The 6,470-nt window shown below is 74.3% G+C and carries 7 protein-coding genes and 1 pseudogene; 2 read left to right on the top strand and 6 right to left on the bottom strand.

Translation table 11 applies throughout. The features are described from left to right. The 6 genes and pseudogenes from EYA84_RS23690 to EYA84_RS23670 form a co-directional block, all read right to left on the bottom strand. Positions 1–416: pseudogene (locus EYA84_RS23690) on the bottom strand (sulfatase); the annotation flags it as partial. An 88-nt stretch (positions 417–504) separates the two neighbouring features. After that, on the bottom strand, positions 505–2,007 hold the full coding sequence (locus tag EYA84_RS23685; RefSeq protein WP_131055456.1) for a class I SAM-dependent methyltransferase: 1,503 nt from the start codon (positions 2,005–2,007) through the stop codon (positions 505–507). 10 nt (positions 2,008–2,017) lie between these two features. Beyond that, a complete protein-coding gene (locus EYA84_RS33005; RefSeq protein ID WP_162854381.1) occupies positions 2,018–2,167 on the bottom strand; it encodes a hypothetical protein in 150 nt (49 codons plus the stop codon). A 194-nt stretch (positions 2,168–2,361) separates the two neighbouring features. Continuing rightward, positions 2,362–3,789, bottom strand: a complete 1,428-nt coding sequence (locus EYA84_RS23680; RefSeq protein ID WP_131055460.1) for a HAMP domain-containing sensor histidine kinase — start codon at positions 3,787–3,789, stop codon at positions 2,362–2,364. Between the two features lie 17 nt (positions 3,790–3,806). Next, a complete protein-coding gene (locus EYA84_RS23675; protein WP_131055454.1) occupies positions 3,807–4,553 on the bottom strand; it encodes a response regulator transcription factor in 747 nt (248 codons plus the stop codon). 85 nt (positions 4,554–4,638) lie between these two features. Beyond that, entirely contained in the window at positions 4,639–4,863 is a 225-nt protein-coding gene (locus EYA84_RS23670; RefSeq protein ID WP_131055452.1) for a hypothetical protein, read from the bottom strand. 166 nt (positions 4,864–5,029) lie between these two features. Here EYA84_RS23670 and EYA84_RS23665 point away from each other — a divergent pair, with 166 nt between their 5' ends. After that, positions 5,030–5,974: a serine/threonine-protein kinase gene (locus tag EYA84_RS23665; protein WP_131055458.1), complete on the top strand. Its 945-nt coding sequence runs from the start codon at positions 5,030–5,032 to the stop codon at positions 5,972–5,974. Between the two features lie 53 nt (positions 5,975–6,027). Beyond that, complete coding sequence (locus tag EYA84_RS23660; protein WP_131055450.1) at positions 6,028–6,447, top strand: OsmC family protein; 420 nt, start codon at positions 6,028–6,030, stop codon at positions 6,445–6,447. The last annotated feature ends 23 nt before the right edge of the window (positions 6,448–6,470 follow it).

Genomic DNA, 6,470 nt, shown 5'->3' with positions numbered 1-6,470 from the left:
GCCCCGGCCACCGCCGCCACCAGCAGCAGCGGTACGCCCCGCAGCGGCGTGACGTGCCGGCCGGTCTGCACCGCCAACGCGCCGACCAGCAGGCCGACCAGGAGCGTGTGCGTGGCCGCCCGGGTGAGCCGACCGGCCAGCCCGGACAGCAGGCCGAGCAGCCCGAGCGCGACGGTGGGCACGATCGCGACGAGGGCGACCAGCAGCAGGATCTCGCCCCGGTCGGCCCGGTGGAACAGGAAGAAGTCCGGACTGCGGCCGAGGACGTCCAGCAGCGGCTGGGTGACCGCCAGCCCGACCAGTGCCGTCACCTCCAGCACCCGACCGCCCTCGGCCCGCCACCCGCCCCACGACCGACCGCCCCACCGGCGACCCGCCCTCGCGCCCCCGGCAGCCCCGGCCCCGGCGCCGTCGATCCCGGCAGCCCCGGTCCCCGCTTCGGCGCCGGCACTGTCAGCGCCGGTCGCGGTGGAGTCGGTGGGGCCGGACCCGTCGGCGGGTCGGTCACGCACCCAGGGCCACCCGGTAGAGGGTGCGGGTGCCCGAGGGCAACTCCAGCCGGTCCTCGACGGTGCCGTGCGCGCCGAGCAGTGCCTCGAAGGCGTCGCGCCGGTAGTCGGGGAAGAGACCGTCGGGCTTGTTCGCCAGCAGCCGAGCGGCCATCGGGTCGTCGGGGTGCACGAACTCCACCACCAGCCGGCCGCCCCGGACGGCGTACCCGGCCAGGCAGGCGACCACCTCGGGCAGCGGCACGTTGCGCCCGATGGCCAGGTGGTGCACCAGGGCCAGGGCGAGCACGGTGTCCGCCTGCGCGCGGTCGGCGAACGAGGCCCGCTCCACGCCACGCCAACCGCCGCCGGGCGACGGGTCGGCGAGATCCATGACCAGCGGCAGGATCCGCGGTTCCCGCTCGTCGCGCAGCGTGCGGTAGAGCCGGTCGAGCACCGCCGGATCCTGCTCGACGGCGACCACGTAGTCGGCGTGCCGGGCGGCGAGGCGGGCGTACCGGCCGTCGTTGGCGCCCAGGTCGAGCACCATGCGCGGCCGGGCGGCGCAGGTCAGCGCGGCGGTGACGAACCGTTCCTTGCCGGCGCGGTCGTCGCCGGAGTAGCCGCAGGTGCGCTGGTAGTCCACCCAGTGCGTGGCGGTGGGCCGGTGGTCGAGACGGCGGACCAGCTTCTCGATGCCCCGGACGGTGGCCAGGGCCAGTTCCCGGGTGTAGCCGGCGGCGCGCAACTGGGCGCGGACGTCCGAGGTGCTGGTGGCGGCGCTGCGCCGCTGCACGCTGCCATGCAGGTGGACGTGGGTCGGTACGCCCGGCAGCAGCCGCCGTACGCCCCGGAACAGCGGGACCATCTGCTCCGGTTCGATGCCGTCGATCCGGGCCCGCAGCCAGGGCCGGAAATCCATCCCCAGGTGGGCGCCGAGCATCAGCGGATAGAGCAACGTCTGGCAGAACTGCCGGTAGCCGGCCCACGGTTCGCCGTCGCGCAGCGGGGTGAACGAGCCGACGTCGATGAAGACCGGTTCGACGCCGCGCCACTGGAGGTTGTACGCCGAACCGTCCTTCGTGGTGAAGCCCGCCGGCAGGGCCGCCCGGAGGATCTCCAGGTGCAGCAGGGCCGCGTCGCGCAGCATGGCGAAGGACCACTCGTACGGGTGGGAGACGAACGGGATGCGCTCGTGCCGCAGCACCGCCGCCCATGCGGGGTCTCCCGTGCCGGTCGGGTCTCCGGAGCCGGCCGGTGCGGCGGAGGGCGGCACCGGCGCGCCGGCCGGGAGTTCCTCGGTGCCGCAGACCTTGCCGGCGGCGAGCAGGGGCGGGAAGAACGTGCTGCCAGCGAGCGCCCGCCAGTGCTGCGTGGCGGTCTCGTCCAGCGCCCGCAGCACGTCGTCACCGGCGTGGAAGACCCGGTTGGCCGGGTCGCGGAAGGACCCGGGTTCGGCCCGCAGCTCGACGCCGGACGAGGTCTGCCGGTCGGCCCGGCCGAGGTCGGGGATCGTCATGCCCGGCGGGTCAGTTCTGGTCGGTGGGCTGGCGGCGGAACCGGTCGACGAGTCTGCGCCAGTACAGTTTGGCCGCCACCGCGACGCCGGCGACACCGCCGACCACCGCCTGCACGATCAGGCTGCCGGATCCCGCGTCCAGGTAGGCCAGGTGGTCCACCGACCGCTCCTTCCCCTCGCCGTCTACGTCGTCGTCTACGGCATACGTTTCACGTTTTGCACGTTTTGCCGGACTCCTGCCACCGTACGCGGATTGCCGCTGCCTGTCGGGCACAACGCCCACTTCCCCGCGTTCGAGTCGGATGTAAGGAGGGGACCCCTGCTATGCACGAGGCGTTAGCAGGGGTCCCCTCCTTACATCCGGGGGAGGTGGACGGTGAAGACGGTGCGGCCGGGGCGGGTGTCCAGCGTGACGCTGCCGTGGTGGGCCTCCACCACGGCGGCGACGATGGACAGGCCGAGTCCGGTGCTGCCGTAGGCGCGGGAGCGGGAGCTGTCGCCCCGGGCGAACCGTTCGAACACCTCCGGCCGCAGCTCCGGCGGCACGCCCGGCCCGTCGTCGGCGACGCGGAGTTCGACGACGCCGTCGGCCAGCCGCAGGCCGGTGGTGACGGTGCTGCCGGGTGGCGTGTGCACCCGCGCGTTGGCCAGCAGGTTCGCCAGCACCTGGTGCAGCCGGGCCGGGTCTCCGGGCACCCGGACGACGGCGTCGGGCAGGTCGAGCTGCCAGTGGTGCTCCGGGCCGGCCACGTGCGCGTCGCTGACCGCGTCCACGACCAGCGCGGTGAGGTCGACCGGTTCGAGGGCCAGCGGTCGGCCGGAGTCGAGCCGGGCCAGCAGCAGCAGGTCGTCCACGAGTCGGGTCATCCGGGTGCTCTCCGACTCGACGCGGCGCAGCGCGTGGGCCACGTCGGGCGGGACCTGGTCGCGACCCCGACGGGCCACCTCCGCGTACCCCCGGATCGCGGCCAACGGGGTGCGCAGCTCGTGGCTGGCGTCGGCGACGAACTGGCGTACCCGGGTCTCGCTGGCCTGTCGGGCGGCGAGCGCGGCGGCGACGTGCCCGAGCATCCGGTTGAGCGCGGACCCGACCTGCCCGACCTCGGTGCGCGGATCGGTGTCGGCGACCGGCACCCGTTCGGAGAGGGCCACCTCGCCCCGGTCCAGCGGCAGTTCGCTGACGTGGGCGGCGGTGGCGGCGACCCGACGCAGCGGACGCAGTGTGGCCCGCACGATCAACGCCCCGGCGGTGCCGGCGACCAGCAGCCCGGCCGCGGTGACGCCGGTCTGCGCGGCCACCATCCACCAGACGGTCTCCCGGACGCCGGACAGCGGCACCGCGAGCACCCGGACGGTGCCGGTGGCCGACGGGCGGGCCACCATCCGATAGCCGCCCCGCTCGCCCAGGTCGACGCTGCGCGGACGGCCGTCGGTCGGCACCCCGGACAGCGCCGACAGCTCCGCGACCGGCACCTCCTGCTCCTGGCGGTCGACGAGGGTCCACGCCTCGGTGACCCGACCGTCGACGACCCGCGCGCTGATCGTGCCGGACGGGAAGCCGCGCGGGACCCGGACGTCGCCGTTCCACGGCCCACCGCCCGGCACGGGCTCCCACGGCACGCCGGGCCGGCCGCCGGGCATCGACTGCAGCTGCTGGTCCACCCGGGAGATCAGGAACTGCCGCAGCGCCACCGTGGTCAGGCCACCGATGGCCAGGCTGACCACGGCGAGCAGGGCGACGAGCGTGACCACCAGGCGGGTACGCAGCGACCAGCCGGCCAGCCAGCGCCGCAGCACGCTCACTCCGCCGGCTTGAGCAGGTACCCGGCCCCGCGCAGCGTGTGGATCATCGGCGGGCGACCGGCGTCGATCTTCTTCCGCAGGTACGAGATGTACAGCTCGACCACGTTGGCCTGGCCGCCGAAGTCGTAGTTCCACACCCGGTCGAGGATCTGTGCCTTGCTGAGCACCCGACGTGGGTTGCGCATCAGGTAGCGCAGCAGCTCGAACTCGGTCGCGGTGAGCGTGACCAGTTGCCCGTCCCGGCGTACCTCGTGGCTCTCCTCGTCCAGCGTGAGGCCCCCGACGGTGAGCACCGCGTCGGGGCGGGCGGCGACCGCGAAGCCGGAGCGGCGTAGCAGCGCCCGCAGCCGGGCGATCACCTCCTCCAGGCTGAACGGCTTGGTCACGTAGTCGTCGCCGCCCACGGTCAGCCCGGCGATGCGTTCCTCGACCGCGTCCCGGGCGGTCAGGAACAGCACCGGCAGGGTGGCGGCCTCCTCGCGCAGCCGGCGCAGCACCTGGAAGCCGTCCAGGTCGGGAAGCATCACGTCGAGCACCACCGCGTCGGGCCGGAACTGCCGGGCGGCATGGACCGCCGCCGTTCCGTCCCCGGCGGTGCGGACCTGCCAGCCCTCGTAGCGCAGGGCCATCGACAGCAGGTCGGCCAGGGTCGGTTCGTCGTCGACGACCAGCACCCGAACCGGTTCGCCGTCGGGCCGGCGCAGCTCGACGCGGCCCGGCCCGACCGCTCCCTCGCTCATCATGGTCCCCATCGTGAGCGGACCGACTGGGCTCCGCTTGTGCGGTTCCTGTGTGCCGGCTGTGTGGACTCCCCGCGCGCGGGGTCCGTCACTCGGTCACGCCGACCGGGTCGGTCCGGACGAAACGCATCGTCCAGTCGCCCGTGCCGTCGGGCCGCTGCCGCGCGTAGAGATGGTCGGCGGCGGGATCCGGCGCCGATTCCGGCCGACGCAGCACCCACAGCCGGGGCGGCGCCCCGTCCGGGCCGGCCGGCAACGCCCGGACCAGATCGTCGGCCGGGCCACCGACGAAACGTACGGTCACCTCACTCATCGTGTGCTCCGCCTTCCGTTCGTCCGGTTCGTCGCCGTCCCGGCTCGCACGCTAACGCACCGGCCGCCGCCGGAGGCCGGTTTGCCCTGATCAACGACGGGGTACCGTGCCTGACGCCGCCAAGTCAGGTGAGGCGCGGCAGCAGCACGAGGACGAGGAGCGGTCCATGCGGACGCTGGACGGGCGATACCGGCTCGAACAGCGCATCGGCGTCGGCGGGATGTCCGAGGTCTGGCGGGCCCACGACTCGGTGCTCGACCGGCCCGTCGCGGTGAAACTGGTGTCGCCGGGTCAGCCGGACGGGGACGCCTCGGTCGAGCGGATCCGCGCCGAGGCCCGGTCGGCGGCCCGCCTGGTGCATCCCAACGTCGCCAGCGTGCACGACTTCGGCACCTGCGCCGGCCTGCCCGGACGCGAGCAGCCGTACATCGTGATGGAGCTGGCCGAGGGGTTGACGCTCGCCGCGCACCTGCGCGCCGGGCCGCTGGACTGGCAGATCGCCGTCCGGGTCTGCGCCGAGGTCAGCGCCGCGCTGGCCGCCGCACACGCCCACGGCATCGTGCACCGTGACGTCAAACCGGCGAACGTGATGCTCACCCCGTCCGGGGTGAAGGTGCTCGACTTCGGCATCGCCACCCCGAACGGCACCGCCGACTACGCCCCCGACGGCGTGGTGGTGGGTACGCCCGCTTACCTCGCCCCCGAGCAACTGCGTCAGGCGCCGGTCACCACGGCGGCCGACATGTACGCCCTCGGCGTGCTGCTCTACTGCTGCCTGGCCGGGCGGTTGCCGTACTCGGCGGACAGCGTCACCCAGTTGCTCGGGCCGCACGGACGGCAGCCACCGCGCCCCCTGCCCGAGGTCCCGGGCCTGCCCGCCGAGGTGGCCGACCTGTGCCGGCGCTGCCTCGCCGACGATCCCGCCCGGCGGCCGACCAGCCTGGTCACCGCCCTGCTGCTGGCCGAGGCGGTGGACGCCCGGGTGTACGTGCCGATGCACCAGCCCCTGCTGCCCCGTCAGCGCCCACCGGTGAGTCCGTGGACCGAGCGGGCGGCGTCCGAGGCCACCGAGGCCGCACCGCGTGTGCAGTGGAGCCGGCATCCCCGGTGAGTTTCACCCGATCGGGGTCGGGTAGCCGGGCGGGGAGCGACGGGAGGAACGTGATGAGTTCCTGGCTGAACGAGGTTGCCACGGCCACCGCCGAGGGCGGCCACATCCACACCGACGACGAGGCGCTCTCCACCGGCCTCGCCTCTCCGTTGGCGGCACACTGCAGCGGGCTCACCCCGTCGCAGCTGCTCGCCGCCGCCTTCGCCTCCTGCCTGCACCACGCGGCGGTCGAGGCGGCCGGGGGGATCACCGACGAGGCGCACACCGTACAGGTACGGGCGGAGGCCAGCCTCGGACGCGACGACGACGGCCGGTACCGGGCCGACGTGCACGCCTCGATCTCGTCGGTGGGCCTGACCCGCCAGCAGCTCACCGAGCTGGTGGAGCAGGCCGACCTGCTCTGGCCGTTCTCCAGCGCCGACGGCAGCCGGCACCGCCTCACGGTCACCCCGGCGGAGAACGGCCGGCACTGACCCCGCCGGGCCCAGCGGCCCGC

Origin of the sequence: Verrucosispora sp. SN26_14.1, assembly GCF_004307965.1 — a bacterium.
GTDB lineage: Bacteria > Actinomycetota > Actinomycetes > Mycobacteriales > Micromonosporaceae > Micromonospora.
The sequence above is the reverse complement of the archived record's forward strand: the minus strand, read 5'-3'. Positions and strand labels throughout refer to the sequence as shown.